The organism is Streptomyces diastatochromogenes, assembly GCF_002242805.1.
GTDB lineage: Bacteria > Actinomycetota > Actinomycetes > Streptomycetales > Streptomycetaceae > Streptomyces > Streptomyces diastatochromogenes.
Genome location: NZ_MCGQ01000016.1, coordinates 84635 through 100040, shown reverse-complemented (window position 1 = coordinate 100040; position 15406 = coordinate 84635). Strand labels below are relative to the sequence as shown.

The following is a 15406-nucleotide window of genomic DNA, read 5'->3' as shown; positions in this document are numbered from 1 at the left end:
GGTATGGGGATAGTCGCAGGCTTGGACAGCTCACCGGACTTCACGCGCATCGTGGTCTGTGACGCGGACACGGGTGCCGTGCTCCGCCAGGGGTACGCCCCGCACCCGATGGAGGAGGGTCGCCCGAGCGACGTCGACCCGCAGGCCTGGCTGCTGTCCCTGGGCGAGGCCGCGGGGGGCGGCCTGCTGGAGGGTGTGCAGGCCATCGGGGTCTCCTCGCAGCAGAACGCGCTGGTCCCGCTGGACGCACAGGGCAACACCGTGCGCCCCGCGCTGGTCGGCGGCGACAAGCGGGCGCAGGTCGCGGCGGCCGACCTGGTCGACGCGCTCGGCGGCCGGGAGGCCTGGGCGCAGGCGGTCGGCTGTGTGCCGCAGGCCGCGCAGCCGGTCACCAAGCTGCGCTGGCTCGCGAAGAACGAACCGGAGAGCGCCCGCCGAATCGCCATGCTCCTGCAGGCTCACGACTGGCTGGTGTGGCAGCTGCTGGGGCGGCCCGTGCGCCGGACCACCGACCGCGGCGGAGCCTCCGGCACCGGGTACTGGTCCGCTGCCACCGGCGGCTACCGGCCCGACCTGGTCGAGCTGGCGCTCGGCCACCAGGCGATGCTGCCCGAGGTCATCGGCCCGGCGGACGCGGCCGGTACGACCCCGGAAGGGCTGCTGATCTCGGCCGGGACCGGGGAGACCATGGCCGCCGCGTTCGGGCTGGGCATCGGGCTCGGGGACGCGGTCGTGTCACTCGGGGCCTCGGGGTCCGTGATGGCCGTGCACCCGGAGGCACTTGCCGACCAGACCGGGATGATCACGTCCCTCGCCGACGCCACCGGCATGCACCTGCCGGTCGTCACCACCCTGAACGCCGTGCGCACCCTGCGCGGCACCGCCGAACTCCTCGGCCTGTCGGACCTGGAGAGCCTGTCCGACCTGGCGATGAAGTCGACCCCGGGGGCGCACGGGCTGGTGCTCCTGCCCTATCTGGAGGGCGAGCGGACGCCGAGTCTGCCGCACACCGCCGGGACCCTCGCCGGGCTGCGGCGCGAGTCGATGAAGCCCGAGCATCTGGCGCGGGCCTCGTTCGAGGGCATGCTGTGCGGGCTGGCCGACGCGCTGGACGTGCTGCGCGGGCGGGGCGTGGAGGTGCGGCGGGTCTTCCTGCTGGGCCAGGCCGCCGAGCTGCCCGCCGTGCAGGCCGCGGCGCCCTCGCTGTTCGGCGCGCAGGTCGTCGTACCGCAGCCCGCCGACTACGCGGCGATCGGCGCGGCCCGGCAGGCCGCCTGGGCGCTCGGTGTGTCGCAGGGCACCCTCGACCCGCGCACCCCGCCGGCCTGGCCGGGGCCGGCCGCGCAGGTCCTGGAGCCGGGCGACGAGTTGGCCGTGGGTCAGGCCGTACGCCAGCAGTTCGTGTCGGTGCGGGAGCAGACCCACCCGGGGGCATTTCGCCCGTAATGCCGTAGACCCGACAGAACGCGCGAGCACCGCCGTTGGGTTAATCAGTTGAGGTAACGCGGGTGGAGTGTTCGACGATAGGGGCCAGGGGCAACCGACCAGCCCCTACCGCCGACTCCGAGAGACGTAGCGTGCTCATACGACTTCTGCGGACCTATCTCAGGCCCTACAAGAAACCCATAGCTCTGCTGGTGCTGCTGCAGTTCCTGCAGACCTGCGCCACCCTCTACCTGCCCACCCTCAACGCCCACATCATCGACAACGGTGTCGTGAAGGGTGACACGGGTTACATCCTGACCTTCGGCGCCCTGATGATCGGCATCTCGCTGGCCCAGGTCGTCTGCAACATCGGCGCCGTGTACTACGGCGCCCGCACCGCCTCGGCGCTCGGCCGGGACGTGCGCGGTGCCGTCTTCGACCGCGTGCAGTCCTTCTCCGCCCGTGAGGTGGGTCACTTCGGGGCGCCCTCGCTCATCACCCGTACGACCAATGACGTACAGCAGGTCCAGATGCTGGCCCTGATGACGTTCACCCTGATGGTGTCGGCGCCCATCATGTGTGTCGGCGGGATCGTGCTGGCGCTCGGCCTGGACGTGCCGCTGTCCGCGGTGCTCGTCGCCGTCGTTCCCGTGCTCGGCATCTCGGTGACGCTGATCGTGCGCCGGCTGCGGCCGCTGTTCCGGTCCATGCAGGTCCGTCTGGACACGGTGAACCGGGTGCTGCGCGAGCAGATCACCGGCAACCGGGTGATCCGCGCCTTCGTCCGGGACGAGTACGAGCAGGGCCGGTTCGGGAAGGCGAACGGCGAGCTGACCGAGATGCAGCTGGCCACCGGCCGGATGCTCGCCCTGATGTTCCCGATCGTCATGACGGTGGTGAACCTGTCGTCGATCGCTGTGGTGTGGTTCGGCGCGCACCGCATCGACAGCGGCGGGATGCGGATCGGCGACCTGACCGCGTTCCTCGCCTATCTGATGCAGATCGTCATGTCCGTGATGATGGCCACCTTCATGTTCATGATGGTGCCGCGCGCGGAGGTGTGCGCCGAGCGCATCCAGGAGGTCCTGGACACCGACTCCAGCGTGGTGCCGCCGCGCGCGCCGGTCACCGAGCTGCGCCGGCACGGGCATCTGGAGATCCGGGGCGCGGGCTTCCGCTACCCGGGTGCCGAGGAGCCGGTGCTGAAGTCCATCGACCTGGTGGCCAGGCCCGGTGAGACGACCGCCGTCATCGGCTCGACCGGCAGCGGCAAGTCGACACTGCTCGGTCTTGTCCCGCGGCTGTTCGACGCCACCGAGGGCACGGTCCTCGTGGACGGCGTCGACGTCCAGGAGGTCGAGCCGAACCTGCTCGCGAAGACCGTCGGGCTCGTACCGCAGAAGCCGTACCTGTTCGCCGGGACGGTCGCGACCAACCTGCGCTACGGCAACCCGGACGCCACCGACGAGGAACTGTGGCACGCGCTGGAGGTGGCGCAGGCCAAGGACTTCGTGCAGAAGCTGGAGGGGGGCCTGGGCGCGCCGATCGCGCAGGGCGGCACGAACGTGTCGGGCGGTCAGCGCCAGCGCCTCGCCATCGCCCGCACGCTCGTACAGCGCCCGGAGATCTACCTCTTCGACGACTCCTTCTCCGCCCTCGACTACGCGACGGACGCCGCTCTGCGCAGCGCACTGGGCCGCGAGACCGCCGAGGCGACCGTCGTCATCGTCGCCCAGCGGGTGGCGACCATCCGGGACGCGGACCGGATCGTCGTGCTGGACGAGGGCCTGGTGGTCGGCACCGGCCGGCACCACGAGTTGATGGCGACCAACGAGACGTATCGGGAGATCGTGCTCTCCCAGCTCACGGAAGCGGAGGCTGCCTGATGGCCGGGCCCATGGGACGCATGATGGCCGGGGGCGGCCCCGACCAGCGCTCGATGGACTTCAAGGGGTCGGGCAAACGGCTCGTCGCCCAGTTCAAGCCCGAACGGGTCACCATCTACGCCCTGCTGCTGTGCGTGGTCGTCAGCGTGGCCCTGAACGTGATCGGACCGAAGATCCTCGGCAAGGCCACCGACCTGGTCTTCGCCGGCATCATCGGCCGGCAGATGCCGGCCGGGGCCACCAAGGAGCAGGTGCTCCAGTCGATGCGCGAGCGGGGCCAGGGCACCGTCGCGGACATGCTGAAGAGCACCGACTTCACCCCCGGCAAGGGCATCGACTTCGATGCCGTCGGGAACGTACTGCTGCTCGCGCTGTGCACCTTCCTGGTCGCCGGTCTGCTGATGGCGGTCGCCACCCGGCTGGTCAACCGGGCCGTGAACCGCACGATGTACCGGATGCGCGAGGACGTACAGACGAAGCTGTCGCGGCTGCCGCTGTCGTACTTCGACAAGCGCCAGCGCGGCGAGGTGCTCTCCCGGGCCACCAACGACATCGACAACATCGGGCAGACACTCCAGCAGTCGATGGGCCAGCTCATCAACTCGCTGCTGACCATCATCGGCGTGCTCGCGATGATGTTCTACGTCTCCTGGATCCTGGCGCTGGTCGCGCTGGTGACCGTACCGCTGTCGTTCGTGGTCGCCACCCGGGTCGGCAAGCGGTCGCAGCCGCACTTCGTGCAGCAGTGGCGCACCACCGGCAAGCTGAACGCGCACGTCGAGGAGATGTACACCGGGCACACCCTGGTGAAGGTGTTCGGGCGTCAGGAGGAGTCGGCCAAGCAGTTCGCCGAGCAGAACGACGCGCTGTACGAGGCCGGGTTCAAGGCGCAGTTCAACAGCGGCGTGATGCAGCCGCTGATGATGTTCGTGTCGAACCTGAACTACGTGCTGGTGGCGGTCGTCGGTGGCCTCCGGGTCGCGTCGGGCGCGCTGTCCATCGGTGATGTGCAGGCCTTCATCCAGTACTCGCGGCAGTTCTCGATGCCGCTGACGCAGGTCGCGTCGATGGCGAACCTGGTGCAGTCGGGTGTCGCCTCGGCCGAGCGGATCTTCGAACTCCTGGACGCGGAGGAGCAGGAGGCGGATCCGGTGCCGGGCGAGCGGCCGGAGCAGCTGCGCGGGCGGGTGGCGCTGGAGGGCGTGTCCTTCCGGTACGACCCGGAGAAGCCGCTGATCGAGGACCTGTCGCTGAAGGTGGAGCCCGGGCAGACGGTGGCGATCGTCGGCCCGACCGGTGCCGGCAAGACCACCCTGGTCAACCTGCTGATGCGGTTCTACGACGTCTCGGGCGGGCGGATCACCCTGGACGGTGTGGACATCCGGAAGATGTCCCGGGACGAACTGCGGGCCGGGATCGGCATGGTGCTGCAGGACACCTGGCTGTTCGGCGGGTCCATCGCGGACAACATCGCCTACGGCGCCGCGCGCGAGGTCACCCGGGGCGAGATCGAGGAGGCGGCGCGGGCGGCCCACGCGGACCGGTTCATCCGTACGCTGCCCGAGGGGTACGACACCGTGATCGACGACGAGGGCACGGGGGTCAGCGCCGGTGAGAAGCAGCTCATCACCATCGCGCGGGCGTTCCTGTCCGACCCGACGATCCTGGTGCTGGACGAGGCGACCAGCTCCGTGGACACCCGTACCGAGGTACTGATCCAGAAGGCGATGGCCAAACTCGCCGACGGGCGGACCTCGTTCGTCATCGCGCACCGGCTCTCCACCATCCGGGACGCGGACACGATCCTGGTGATGGAGAACGGCTCGATCGTCGAACAGGGCGCCCACGCGGAGCTGCTGGAGGCGGACGGGGCGTACGCACGGCTGTACAAGGCGCAGTTCGCGCAGGCTGTGGCCGAGGTCGACTGACCCCAGGGTGATGCTCGGGGGGTCGCTCACTTCGGTGAGCGACCCCTTGTCAGTCCAGGTACCCCCGCAGCTGATCGGCGAAGGCGTGGTCCCTGAGCTTGTTCAGGGTCTTCGACTCGATCTGCCGTATCCGCTCCCGGGTCACGCCGAACAGGCGCCCTATCTCCTCCAGGGTGCGGGGGCGGCCGTCGGCCAGGCCGTAGCGGAGCTGGACGACCTTGCGTTCCCGTTCGCCGAGGGTGGAGAGCACGGCCTCCAGGTGCTCGCGGAGCAGCAGGAACGCGGCCGACTCGACGGGGCTCGTGGCGTCGCCGTCCTCGATGAGGTCGCCGAGGGCGACATCGTCCTCCTCGCCGACCGGGGCGTGCAGGGACACCGGCTCCTGGGCCAGGCGCAGCACCTCGGAGACCCGCTCGGGGGGCAGTTCGAGGTGGGCGGCGACCTCCTCGGGCGTCGGCTCGTACCCGCGTTCCTGGAGCATGCGGCGCTGCACGCGCACGACCCGGTTGATGAGTTCCACGACGTGCACGGGGACGCGGATGGTGCGGGCCTGGTCGGCCAGGGCGCGGGACATGGCCTGCCGGATCCACCAGGTGGCGTAGGTGGAGAACTTGTAGCCGCGGGCGTAGTCGAACTTCTCCACGGCCCGGATGAGCCCGAGGTTGCCCTCCTGCACGAGGTCGAGCATGGTCAGCCCGCGGCCGACGTACCTCTTCGCCACGGAGACCACGAGCCGCAGGTTCGCCTCGATGAGACGGCGCTTGGCCATCCGCCCCATCACCACCAGCCGGTCCAGGTCGAGCGCCAGCTCGCTGTCCAGGTCGGGGGTGTTGCTCAGCTTCTCCTCGGCGAACAGCCCGGCCTCGACCCGGCGGGCGAGTTCGACCTCCTCGGCCGCGGTGAGCAGGGGGATGCGGCCGATCTCGCGCAGGTACTGCCGGAACAGGTCCGAGGAGGGCCCGGCGCTGTCGGCACGGGCGGCGACCGGAGCCTCGACGGGTTCGGGGGCCTCCTCCGGCGCGTCGGGTTCCTCCGGGGGGACCCCTTCCGGGTGGCCGTGGGCGCGGCTCTGCGGGGGCACGGCCACGAGGACCTCGGACTCGGCGTCCGGCTCGTCGGCGGTGGTGCTGGTGCTGCTGTCGGTCTGGGTGAGGGTCTGGGTCTGCACGGGGGCGACCTCCAGGATGATCGCTGCTCAAGGTGTGCGGCAGCGGTACTTCGGGAGCGAAGAGTCGACGGCCTGCGCTCCGCGGACTCGGGCACCGCCCCCAGTGTGGGGGAAGACACATCCCCGCCACGAGGGGCTTGCGGTGACTTTTTGCATCCGGTCCGTGACCGGCCCGTTACTCAGGTCGTTGGACCATCCGAGTGGCATATGCGAGCCCTGGGGCGCGCCGAGTCGAGGCAGGGAGGACTGATCCCGCGCGGTGCGCTACAGCGCCTGTGCGCCCCGTTCGCGGAGTGTCTGGTCGTACTGCTGGAGGACCCACATCTCGTTCTGTACGGCGGCCAGCTGGGCGGGGTCGCCGCCGGTGGAGAGGCGGGTGAGCTGGGACTGGATGTCGTGGATGCGGCGCTCCACGGCGCGGCGGCGGATCTGTACCAGCACCGTGCCGGAGTACGTCTCGTCCACGGTGCGGCGCAGGATCGGCTCGACGGCCAGTTCGGTGACCATCGCGCGGACGACGTCGTCGGGCGCGGCCTCGCGGACGCGGACCAGGTACTCCTGCGAGTCCGGGATGCCGTACTCGGCACCGCCCGCCTCCGCGATCGCCTGGCGTACGGCGGCGTAGGGCGGGGCGGTGAACTCGTCGATGCCGTACGCGTCGAAGGCCGGGGAGACCAGTTCGGGCCGCTGCAGGGCGAGTTTGAGGAGTTCCCGCTCGGCGGCGAAGACGGGGTTGCGCAGGGTGAGGGCCGGGCCTGAGGGGCCGGGGCGGGGGCCGGTCTCCCACTGCTGCTGGGGCGTGCGGGGCTGCTGCGGACCGCCCTTGCCGCCGCCCTCGCGGGCCCAGCGGGCCAGCTGGCCCACACGCTTGACCACGAACTGGGTGTCGAGGATGCCGAGCATGCCGGCGAGTTCGACGGCCACCTCGTGCTGGGAGGCGCTGTTCTTGATGCGGGCGACGATCGGCGCGGCCTCGTCCAGGGCGGCCGCGCGGCCGGCCGGGGTGTCGAGGTCGTAGCGGCTCACGATCTGGCGCAGCGCGAACTCGAAGAGCGGGGTGCGGGGTTCGGTCAGGTCGGCGACCGCCTCGTCGCCCTTGGCCAGGCGCAGCTCGCAGGGGTCCATGCCGTCGGGCGCGATGGCGATGTACGTCTCGGCGGCGAACTTCTGGTCGTCCTCGAAGGCGCGCAGGGCGGCCTTCTGGCCGGCCGCGTCGCCGTCGAAGGTGAAGATCACCCGGGCCGAGCCGTTGTCCATGAGGAGCCGGCGGAGGATCTTGATGTGGTCGCCGCCGAAGGCGGTGCCGCAGGTCGCGATCGCGGTCGTGACTCCCGCGAGGTGGCAGGCCATGACGTCCGTGTAGCCCTCGACGACGACGGCCCGGCTGGCCTTGGCGATGTGCTGCTTCGCGAGGTCGATGCCGTACAGGACCTGGGACTTCCTGTAGATCGCCGTGTCGGGCGTGTTCAGGTACTTCGGGCCGTTGTCCGCCTCGTACAGCTTGCGGGCGCCGAAGCCGACGACCTCGCCGCCGATGTCCCGGATGGGCCACATGAGGCGGCCACGGAAGCGGTCGATGGGGCCCCGGCGGCCCTCCTGGGAGAGGCCGGAGAGGACCAGCTCCTTGTCCGTGAAGCCCTTGCCGCGCAGGAAGCGGGTGAGGTGGTCCCAGCCCTGGGGGCTGTAGCCGACGCCGAAGTGGACGGCGGCGGCCTGGTCGAAGCCGCGCTCGGCGAGGAAGATCCGGCCGGTCTCGGCCTCGGGGCTGGTGGCGAGCTGCTCGGCGTACCACTGGGCGGCGATCTTGTGCGCCTCGACCAGGCGGATACGCTCGCCGCGCTGGTGGGCGGGGTTGTACCCGCCCTCCTCGTAGCGCAGCGTGATGCCGGCCTGGGCGGCCAGCCGCTCGACCGCCTCCGAGAAGGAGAGGTGGTCCACCTTCATGACGAAGGTGATGGTGTCGCCGCCCTCCTGGCAGCCGAAGCAGTGGAAGAGTCCCTTGCTCGGGCTGACCTGGAAGGACGGCGACTTCTCGTCGTGGAAGGGGCACAGCCCCTTGAGGTTGCCGCCACCGGCGTTGCGCAGCTGGAGGTACTCGGAGACCACGGCGTCGATCGGGACCGCGTCCCGTACCGCCTTCACGTCCTCGTCGTTGATCCGTCCTGCCACGCATGAATTCTACGGGGGTGGACCGACACTCAAGGGACGAGGCTTGCTAGCGGAACGTGCGGGTCCGCCAGGGACTCCGTGTTCACCTGGGCCTGGGAGCGGATCAGGTTCTGGATCTGCTCTGTGACATCCCACACGTTCACGTTCATCCCGGCCAGGACGCGCCCTTCCTTGATCCAGAACGCGATGAACTCCCGCTTGCCCGCGTCGCCCCGGATGACGACCTGGTCGTAGGAGCCCGGCGGCGCCCAGCCGCTGTACTCCATGCCCAGGTCGTACTGGTCGGTGAAGAAGTAGGGCACCCGGTCGTAGGTCACCTCCTTGCCGAGCATCGCGCGGGCCGCGGCCGGGCCGCCGTTCAGGGCGTTGGCCCAGTGTTCGACCCTGATGCGTGCGTCGAAGAGGGCGAGCGGGAAGGAGGCGACGTCACCGGCCGCATGGATGTCCGGGTCGGACGTCCGCAGCCCCGCGTCCACCACGACCCCGCCGCCCTGCGCCCGGTCGACCAGCTCCAGCCCCGCCGACTCCGCGAGAGCGACCCGCGGCGCCGCGCCGATCGCCGCGAGGACGGCGTGCGCCGGGTGCTCCTCGCCGTCGTCGGTGCGCACCGCGAGGACCATGCCGTCCTGGCCGACGATCTCGGTGAGCCGGGCACCGAAGCGGAAGCGGACGCCGTGCTCGCGGTGCAGCTCGGCGAAGACGTTGCCCAGCTCCGGGCCGAGCGCGCTGTGCAGCGGGGTCGGGTGCGGCTCGATGACGGTCACCTCGGCGCCGTACTCGCGGGCCGCCGCCGCGACCTCCAGGCCGATCCAGCCGGCGCCCGCGATCACGAGGTGCCCGTTGTCCCGGCCGAGGTGGTGCAGGACACCCTTGAGGCGCTCGGCGTGGGCGAGGCGGCGCAGGTGGTGGACGCCCACGAGGTCGGTGCCGGGGATGTCGAGGCGGCGGGGCTCCGCGCCGGTGGCGAGCAGGAGCTTGTCGTAGTGGACGAGGGTGCCGTCGTCGCCGAAGCGGACGGTCTTCGCGGTGCGGTCGATCCGGTCGACGGTCTGGCCCAGGTGCAGCTCGACGTCGTTCTGCGCGTACCAGCCCGGCTCGTGCACGAAGACGCTGTCGCGCTCCTCCTTGCCGAGCAGAAAGCCCTTGGACAGGGGCGGGCGCTCGTACGGGTGGTCGCGCTCGTCGCAGATCAGTATCACCCGGCCGCTGAAGCCCTCCGCACGGAGCGTCTCGGCCGCCTTCGCGCCGGCGAGACCGCCTCCGACGATGACGAATGTCTGATCCGCGTCGACCACTTGATGCCTCCTCGTAAGGGTGCCGCCACATGCGAGCGTCCCGCACGCAGCGTGATGCGGGAAGAGGGAGTGCCCCGATCAGGCCACCCAGGGTCACGTTCCCTTCACATATGCCCTGTCAGTCTCGCGTGCAGCGAGCGTGCGGAGGCGTCGGTGAGGGAGGCGATCTGGTCGACGATCACCCGCTTGCGCGCATGGTCGTCGGGTGCCTCCTCGAACAGTGCCCGGAACTGTGGCTCCAGACCGTCCGGCGCCCGGGCGGTGAGCGCGTCGGCCAGCTCGGCGACGACCACCCGCTGGTCGGCACGGAGCCGCTCCTGCTCGGCGCGCTGCATGACGTACCGGTCGGCGACCGCCTTGAGCACCGCGCACTCCATGCGGGTCTCGTGGGGTACGACGAGTTCGGCGCCGTAGCGGGTGAGCCGGCCGGTGCCGTACGCGGCGCGGGTGGCGGTCTCGGCGGCCAGGCAGAACCGGCCGATGAGCTGGCTGGTGGCGTCCTTGAGGCGGGCCTGGGCGACGGCCGTGCCGTCGTAGCCGTGCGGCCACCACTCCTCGTCCTGGAGGCGGTCGAGGGCGGCGGCCAGCTCCGCCCGGTCGGTGTCCGCGGGGACGTAGCGGCCGATGGCCACCTCGAACACCGCCTGCCGCTCGGGTTCGGCGTGCAGGCAATTGGGGTCGATGTGGCCGGCGTGCAGACCGTCCTCGACGTCGTGCACCGAGTAGGCCACGTCGTCCGACCAGTCCATGACCTGGGCCTCGAAGCAGGTGCGGGTGCCGGGGGCGGTCTTGCGGACCCAGTCGAACACCGGGCGGTCGTCCTCGTACACGCCGAACTTCGGGGACGCCGGGTCGGTGGGATGGGCGCCGCGCGGCCAGGGGTACTTGGTGGCGGCGTCCAGGGCGGCGCGGGTGAGGTTGAGGCCGACGGAGCCCTCCGGGGTGAAGCGCTTGGGCTCGATGCGGGTGAGGAGTCTGAGGGACTGGGCGTTGCCCTCGAAGCCTCCGCAGTCGTCGGCGAACTCGTTCAGCGCCTGTTCGCCGTTGTGGCCGAACGGGGGGTGGCCGAGGTCGTGGGAGAGACAGGCCGCCTCCACCAGGTCGGGGTCGCAGCCGAGGGCTGCGCCCAGCTCTCGGCCGACCTGGGCGCACTCCAGGGAGTGGGTCAGTCGTGTTCTCGGGCTCGCGTCCCAGGCCTGGCTGCGGGTGCCGGGCGTTACCACTTGGGTCTTGCCGGCGAGGCGACGCAGTGCCGCGCTGTGCAGGATGCGGGCGCGGTCGCGTTGGAAGGCTGTGCGGCCTGGGCGTTTGTCGGGCTCGGGGGCCCAGCGGTCGACTGACGTCGGGTCGTAACTGGTCTCGGGTGCGGTGCCTTCCATGATTCGACAGTACGGGTCGGCAGTGACAATTGGGTGGTGGCGGTGCGCCTAGTCGTCTGCCAAGTCCTGTTTTCGGGCGGGTGCGGGTTGTGTGTGGCTTGTCGCGCAGTTCCCCGCGCCCCTCAGGGGGTTTCCGCCTGCGCCTGTTTCAAGCTGAGGCGAGTTCCGCCTCCGTCGTCGCCTGTGCCTGGTCGTAGCGGTGGAGGATCAGGTGGGCCATTGCCTTCTGGGCTCCCAGGGGAGCGGAGGCGATCCACGGGGCCTGCTGCGCGCACTGTGTCGCGAAGCGGCCCGGGGCCGTGAAGTAGGAGGCGATGGCCACCCGGTGCCGGCCTCGCGCTGCCAAGGCGCGCAGGGCCGTCTCCACCGTCGGGGTCGCCGCCGAGGCGTATGCCGGGACCACCGGGACGCCCAGGCGGTCGGCGAGGAGGCGGGCCGTGCGGCGGGTGTCCGTGGCCGAGTCGGGGTCGCGGGAGCCCGCTGCCGCGAGGACGACGGCGGTCGAGCGGCGGGTGGTGCGGTCCATGGTGGTGGGCCAGCCGGACTCGATCAGGCGGGTGTGCAGGGCGTCCGCCAGGAGGGGGTGCGGGCCGAGCGGGGCGGCCACGCGGGCGCGTGTCGGGGCGGCCGCGGCCATCTCGGGGATGTCCTGCTTGACGTGGTAGCCGCGGCTCAGGAGCAGGGGGACGAGGACGGCGGGGGTGTCGCCGAGGGCGGCGAGGGTGTCGGGGAGCAGGGGCTCGTTCAGCTCGATGTGGCCCAGGTGCACGGGGAGGGCGGGGCGCAGCTCGCGTACCCGGGCCATCAGGGCCCGTACCGTGTCGAGCGCGCGCGGGTCGCGGCTGCCGTGGGCGACCAGGACCAGGGCGGGCGGGGCCGGGCGGCGGCGGCCGATCGGGGAGACCAGCCGGAGCTGGCCGGCGAGCTGGCTGCTGATGCTGTTCATGAGGTGCGCCGTGCTGTCGAGGTGGATGCGGGGCTCGTCGCGGGGAGGGTTCGACGCCGTCATGGAAGGATCCTGGCGCGGGGAGGTTGCGCCGCCGTTGCCGGGCCGTCACGGGTATTTTCCGTGCGTTCACGTCGTACGTATGGACGATGTGAGGCGAACCGGATCGGTGTTCCTCGCGTCCTCCAAGGTCGGAACCGATCACTGGGGACCGATCACCGGGGGACCGATCACTGGGGGCCGTATGAAGATCCGTCGACCGCGGCTGCCGCGCACCCGTAAGGGGCAGCGGCGGCTGGTGCAGGTCGTGATGGCTGTGTGTGTGCTGGCGCTGCTGCCGGCCACCTGGCTGTACGTGTCGACGGCGGACCGGCTGCGGACGACGGCGGACGTGCCGCGCACCGATGTCGCGGTGGTGTTCGGGGCCGGGCTGTGGGACGGGGAGCCGTCGCCGTATCTGGCGCACCGGCTGGACGCGGCGGCGAAGCTGTACCGGGCGGGCCGGATCAAGGTCGTGCTGGTCACCGGGGACAACAGCCGCAAGGACTACGACGAGCCGGACGCCATGCGCGCGTACCTCGGGAAGCACGGGGTGCCGGACGACCGGATCGTCAGCGACTACGCGGGCTTCGACACCTGGGACTCCTGTGTGCGGGCCAGGAAGATCTTCGGGGTGCACCGGGCCGTGCTGATCAGCCAGGGGTTCCACATCCGGCGGGCGGTGGCGCTGTGCGAGGCCGCGGGGGTGGCGTCGTACGGGATCGGGGTGGCCGCCAAACACGATGCGACCTGGTACTACGGCGGCACGCGCGAGGTGTTCGCGGCGGGCAAGGCGGCGCTGGACGCGGTGTTCCATCCGGATCCGACGTTCCTCGGGCCGCGGGAGCCCGGGGTGGCGCGGGCGCTGGCCGCGGGGCGCTGACGGCTGCCTCACGGCGCTCGCGTGGGCGCGGGGAGGTCGGCTTCCCGGCCGTGTAACAGGGAGCCGTCACGGGACGTAACACGCCCGAAGCACGCTGGTCGGCATGGAGACCACCTCGACGCCCACCCACTGCCCGTACTGCGCCTTGCAGTGCGGGATGAACATCACGCCCCTGCCGCAGGGGGGCGTCGAGGTGACCGAACGCGCCGACTTCCCGGTGAACCGGGGCGCGCTGTGCGGCAAGGGTCGTACGGCCCCGGCGGTGCTGTCGTCGGCGGTGCGGCTGACCTCGCCGCTGGTGCGGTCGGGTGGCCGGCTGGTGCCCGCCGCCTGGGGTGACGCGCTGGATCTGATCGCCGAGCGGCTCGGGGCGGCGCGGGAGCGGTACGGCCCCGACGCGCTGGGGGTGTTCGGCGGGGGCGGGCTGACGAACGAGAAGGCGTACACGCTCGGCAAGTTCGCGCGGGTGGTGCTGGGCACCTCGCAGATCGACTACAACGGCCGCTTCTGCATGTCGTCCGCGGCCGCCGCCGGCACGAAGGCGTTCGGGCTGGACCGGGGGCTGCCCTTCCCGCTGGAGGACATCCCGAGGACCGGGTGCGTGATCCTCGTCGGCTCCAACCTCGCCGAGACCATGCCGCCGTCGCTGCGCTTCTTCAGCGAGCTGCGGGAGAACGGCGGCACGCTGATCGTCGTCGACCCGCGCCGTACGAAGACCGCCGAGCAGGCGGACCTGCACCTGGCGCCCCGCCCGGGCACCGATCTGGCGCTCGCGCTCGGTCTGTTGCACCTGGTGGTGGCGGAGGGCCGTACGGACGAGGCGTACATCCAGGAGCGCACGACCGGCTGGGAGGAGGCCCGGGCGGCCGCGATGGCCCACTGGCCGGAGTACGTGGAGCGGATCACGGGGGTGTCCGTGCCACAGCTGCGGGAGGCGGTGCGGCTGTTCTGCGAGCCGGAGTCGGCGATGGTGCTGACCGCGCGCGGGCCGGAGCAGCAGGCCAAGGGCACGGACACGGTGGGCGCGTGGATCAACCTGTGCCTGGCGACCGGCCGCGCGGGCCGTCCGCTGTCCGGGTACGGCTGTCTGACCGGGCAGGGCAACGGGCAGGGCGGGCGGGAACACGGCCAGAAGGCCGACCAGTTGCCCGGCTACCGCAAGCTGGACGACCCGGCGGCGCGGCGGCACGTGGCCGAGGTGTGGGGCGTGGACCCCGACTCGCTGCCCGGGCCGGGGCGCAGCGCGTACGAGCTGCTGGACGCGCTCGGCACGGACATCCGGACGCTGCTGCTGATGGGGTCCAACCCGGTGGTGTCGGCCCCGCGCGCGGCCCACATCGAGGAGCGGCTGCGCTCACTGGACTTCCTCGCGGTGGCGGACGTCGTCCTGTCGGAGACGGCGGAGCTGGCGGACGTCGTCCTGCCGGTCACCCAGTGGGCCGAGGAGACGGGCACGACGACCAGCCTGGAGGGCAGGGTCCTGCTGCGCCGGCAGGCGATCGCCCCGCCGCCGGACGTCCGCAGCGACCTGCACGTCCTGCACGAGCTGGCCGCCCGGCTGGGCGTGGAGAAGGGCTTCCCGACCGACCCGGAGGAGGTCTTCGAGGAACTGCGCAGGGCCAGCGCGGGCGGTCCGGCGGACTACTCCGGGATCACCTACCGACGGCTCGCGGAGGAGAACGGGGTGTTCTGGCCGTGCCCGGCGACCACCGGTGTGACGGACGAAGACGGCGAGGACGGCGAGGACGGCGAGGACACGGTGCTCGACGCCCTGCCCGACGATCCGGCCGGGGACACCGAGAGCGCCGTGCCCGACGTACACCCGGGCACCCCCCGTCTCTTCCTCGACCGGTTCGCCACCGAGGACGGCCGGGCGCGGTTCGTCGCCGTGGCGCACCGGGCCAGTGCGGAGGAGCCGGATGCCGAGTACCCGCTGCTGCTGACGACCGGCCGGGTGGTGTCGCAGTACCAGTCAGGGGCGCAGACGCGACGGGTGGCGGAGCTGAACGCGGCCGCGCCGGGCCCGTTCGTGGAGCTGCACCCGCGGCTCGCGGCCCGGCTCGGAGCGGACGAGGGCGACCCGCTGGCGGTGGTCTCGCGACGGGGCCGGGCCGTGGCCCCCGCACGGATCACGACCGCCATCCGCCCGGACACGGTCTTCATGCCCTTCCACTGGCCGGGCGAGGGCCGCGCCAACACCCTCACCAACCCGGCCCTGGACCCGACTTCGCGGATGCCGGAGTTCAAGGTGTGCGCGGTACGGGTGGAGGCGGTACGGCCTGTGTGAC

9 protein-coding genes and 1 pseudogene are annotated in these 15406 nt (G+C 71.5%); 5 read left to right on the top strand and 5 right to left on the bottom strand.

What is annotated here, in order from left to right:
* The first annotated feature begins 3 nt into the window (after window positions 1-3).
* From BEK98_RS19910 to BEK98_RS19900, 3 genes are all read left to right on the top strand, one after another.
* Window positions 4-1446, top strand: a complete 1443-nt coding sequence (locus tag BEK98_RS19910; RefSeq protein WP_094217940.1) for a xylulokinase — start codon at window positions 4-6, stop codon at window positions 1444-1446.
* Window positions 1447-1577: 131 nt separating this feature from the next.
* Window positions 1578-3311 (top strand): ABC transporter ATP-binding protein, encoded by a 1734-nt coding sequence (locus BEK98_RS19905; protein WP_094217939.1) that lies wholly within the window; start codon window positions 1578-1580, stop codon window positions 3309-3311.
* The gene (locus tag BEK98_RS19900; protein ID WP_094217938.1) at window positions 3311-5239 is read left to right on the top strand and encodes an ABC transporter ATP-binding protein; all 1929 of its coding nucleotides are present in this window, start codon (window positions 3311-3313) and stop codon (window positions 5237-5239) included. Before BEK98_RS19905 ends, BEK98_RS19900 begins: the two co-directional genes overlap by 1 nt.
* A 49-nt stretch (window positions 5240-5288) precedes the next feature.
* Here BEK98_RS19900 and BEK98_RS19895 read toward each other — a convergent pair.
* From BEK98_RS19895 to BEK98_RS19875, 5 genes and pseudogenes are all read right to left on the bottom strand, one after another.
* Window positions 5289-6528: pseudogene (locus tag BEK98_RS19895) on the bottom strand (RNA polymerase sigma factor).
* A gap of 143 nt (window positions 6529-6671) precedes the next feature.
* Window positions 6672-8576, bottom strand: coding sequence for a DNA primase (gene dnaG / locus BEK98_RS19890; RefSeq protein WP_094217936.1), 1905 nt, complete (start codon window positions 8574-8576; stop codon window positions 6672-6674).
* Between the two features lie 29 nt (window positions 8577-8605).
* Window positions 8606-9871, bottom strand: coding sequence for an NAD(P)/FAD-dependent oxidoreductase (locus BEK98_RS19885; RefSeq protein ID WP_094217935.1), 1266 nt, complete (start codon window positions 9869-9871; stop codon window positions 8606-8608).
* A gap of 104 nt (window positions 9872-9975) precedes the next feature.
* Window positions 9976-11250 (bottom strand): deoxyguanosinetriphosphate triphosphohydrolase, encoded by a 1275-nt coding sequence (locus BEK98_RS19880; protein WP_094217934.1) that lies wholly within the window; start codon window positions 11248-11250, stop codon window positions 9976-9978.
* Window positions 11251-11398: 148 nt separating this feature from the next.
* Window positions 11399-12259 (bottom strand): sirohydrochlorin chelatase, encoded by an 861-nt coding sequence (locus tag BEK98_RS19875; protein ID WP_094217933.1) that lies wholly within the window; start codon window positions 12257-12259, stop codon window positions 11399-11401.
* Between the two features lie 181 nt (window positions 12260-12440).
* Here BEK98_RS19875 and BEK98_RS19870 point away from each other — a divergent pair, with 181 nt between their 5' ends.
* The gene (locus BEK98_RS19870) at window positions 12441-13118 is read left to right on the top strand and encodes a SanA/YdcF family protein (protein WP_094218249.1); all 678 of its coding nucleotides are present in this window, start codon (window positions 12441-12443) and stop codon (window positions 13116-13118) included.
* Between the two features lie 103 nt (window positions 13119-13221).
* Complete coding sequence (locus tag BEK98_RS19865; RefSeq protein ID WP_094217932.1) at window positions 13222-15405, top strand: molybdopterin oxidoreductase family protein; 2184 nt, start codon at window positions 13222-13224, stop codon at window positions 15403-15405.
* Window position 15406: the final 1 nt, after the last annotated feature.

Bases quoted from the DNA above. Each gene is read 5' to 3' on its own strand.
- BEK98_RS19910 (WP_094217940.1), top strand. From the start codon at position 4: ATGGGGATAGTCGCAGGCTTGGACAGCTCACCGGACTTCACGCGCATC.
- BEK98_RS19880 (WP_094217934.1), bottom strand. From the start codon at position 11,250: ATGGAAGGCACCGCACCCGAGACCAGTTACGACCCGACGTCAGTCGAC.
- BEK98_RS19865 (WP_094217932.1), top strand. From the start codon at position 13,222: ATGGAGACCACCTCGACGCCCACCCACTGCCCGTACTGCGCCTTGCAG.
- BEK98_RS19900 (WP_094217938.1), top strand. From the start codon at position 3,311: ATGGCCGGGCCCATGGGACGCATGATGGCCGGGGGCGGCCCCGACCAG.
- BEK98_RS19870 (WP_094218249.1), top strand. From the start codon at position 12,441: ATGAAGATCCGTCGACCGCGGCTGCCGCGCACCCGTAAGGGGCAGCGG.
- BEK98_RS19875 (WP_094217933.1), bottom strand. From the start codon at position 12,259: ATGACGGCGTCGAACCCTCCCCGCGACGAGCCCCGCATCCACCTCGAC.